1 protein-coding gene is annotated in these 2,297 nt (G+C 74.1%); it reads left to right on the top strand.

Features of this window, described 5'->3' with window-relative positions:
- On the top strand, positions 1 to 2,297 hold a 2,297-nt coding region (locus tag R6V09_RS51220), incomplete at both ends, for a non-ribosomal peptide synthetase (protein WP_317888264.1).

Here is a 2,297-nt window from a genome sequence, read left to right as displayed (position 1 = left end):
GCGAGGCCGCCCGCGCCGCCTGGCGCACCGCGCTGGCCGGCGTCGACGAGCCCACCCGGCTGGTCGACGGTCCCGCGCCCGCCGGACCGCTCGAACCTGCCCAGATCCGCGTCGAGTTGACCGAGCGGGTCACCTCGCGGCTCACCGCCCGCGCCCGCGAACGCGGAGTCACCCTCGGCACGCTCGTCCAGGGCGCCTGGGGCCTGCTGGTCGGCCGCATGACGGGCCGTCAGGACGTGCTGTTCGGTACGACGGTCGCCGGACGCGACGCCGCCGTCGACGGCATCGAGTCGATGATCGGCCTGTTCATCAACACCCTGCCCACCCGCCTGCGTTGGACCCCCGGAGACACCCTGGGCGGACTCCTCGACCGGCTCCAGGACGAACAGAGCGCGCTGCTCGACCACCAGCACCTCGGCCTCGCCGACATCCAGCGCGCCACCGGCCACGCGGGCGGCGGCGAACTCTTCGACACGCTCGTGGTGTTCGAGAACTATCCCGGCGGCGAGGGCGCCCCCGGCATCACCGACCCCACCGGCACGATCGCCGTCGCCGGACACGCCTTCCACGACGCCGTGCACTACCCCCTCGCCCTCATCGTCAAGCCCGGCCGCCGCCTCGACCTGCGCCTCAAGCACCACGCCGGACGCCTCGACGCCGACGCCGTGCAGTCCCTCGCCGACCGGCTCACCCTCGTCCTCCACGCCCTGGCCGACGACCCCGGCGCCCGGATCGCGGACCTCCACCTGCTCACCCCGGACGAGCTGGCCGCCGCCCACCCGGCGGGGGAGACCCGGCCGGTCCCGGCCACCACCCTTGCAGCCGAGTTCGCCGCACAGGTCGCGCGAACTCCGGACGCCACGGCGGTCGTCTTCGACGGCACGACCCTGACCTACGCCGAACTGGACGCGCGGGCAGAGGAGTTGGCGGCGCGGCTGCGGGCCAAGGGCGCGGGCCGGGAGCGGTTCGTCGCCGTCGCCGTACCCCGCTCGGCGGAGCTGATGGTGGCACTGCTGGGAGTCCTGAAGTCGGGGGCCGCCTATCTGCCCCTCGACCTGGACTACCCGGCCGAGCGTCTCGCCTACATGCTGGCCGACTCGGGCGCGACCACGGTCGTCACGACGGAACGGGACGCGGACCGGCTCCCCTCGGTCGAAGGCCTGGACGTGCTGCGGGTGGACGCGGAGGGCGGAGAGGCTCTGTTCGGCGGCGTCCAGGACCCGGCCCGCCCCGACGACCCCGCCTACCTCATCTACACCTCCGGCTCCACCGGCCGCCCCAAGGGCGTCGTCGTCACCCACCGCGCCATCGGCAACCGACTCGCCTGGATGCAGGGCGCGTACCAACTCACCGCCGACGACCGGGTGTTGCAGAAAACCCCGTCCAGCTTCGACGTCAGCGTCTGGGAGTTCTTCTGGGCGCTGCGCGAGGGCGCCGCCGTCGTCCTCGCCGCGCCGGACGGCCATCGCGACCCCGCCTATCTGGCCCGCCTGATCCAGGCCGAGAGCGTCACGACGATGCACTTCGTGCCCTCGATGCTGGAGGCCTTCCTCGCCTCCGAGGAGGTCACCGCCGACCCCGCGTGGGCGGGCAGCCTGCGCCGCGTCTTCAGCAGCGGCGAGGCCCTGTCCGGTTCCGCCGCCACCCGCTGGCACGAGCTGACCGGCGTCCCGCTGCACAATCTCTACGGTCCCACCGAGGCCGCCGTCGACGTCACGCACCACACCTACGACGGCACGCCCGACACCACCGTGCCCATCGGCCGCCCCGTCTGGAACACCGGCCTGCGCGTCCTCGACTCCTGCCTGCGCCCGGTGCCGGACGGCGTCCCCGGCGAGCTGTACCTGACCGGCGTCCAGCTGGCCCGCGGCTACCACCGTCGCCCCGCGCTCACCGCCGACCGCTTCGTCGCCGACCCGTACGCCACCGAACCCGGCGCCCGCATGTACCGCACCGGCGACCTGGTGCGCCGCCGCCCCGACGGCACGATCGACTACCTCGGCCGCACCGACCGCCAGGTCAAGCTGCGCGGCAACCGCATCGAACTCGGCGAGATCGAGGCCGAGTTGACGCGAATCCCCACAGTGGCGCGGGGCGCCGTCGTCATCCGCGACCAGCGGCTCATCGCCTACGCGGTCCCGGCGGCCGGAGCAGACGTGGACCCCGCCGAACTGCGCGCCGCCCTCGCGGACGCCCTTCCCGCACCCCTGGTCCCGGAGGCGTATGTCGTCCTCGCCGACCTCCCGCTCACCCCCAGCGGCAAGCTCGACCAGGCCGCGCTGCCCACCCCCGAGGCC

The organism is Streptomyces sp. W16, assembly GCF_033194735.1.
Lineage (GTDB): Bacteria > Actinomycetota > Actinomycetes > Streptomycetales > Streptomycetaceae > Streptomyces.
This window is presented reverse-complemented; position numbering and strand designations above follow the sequence as displayed.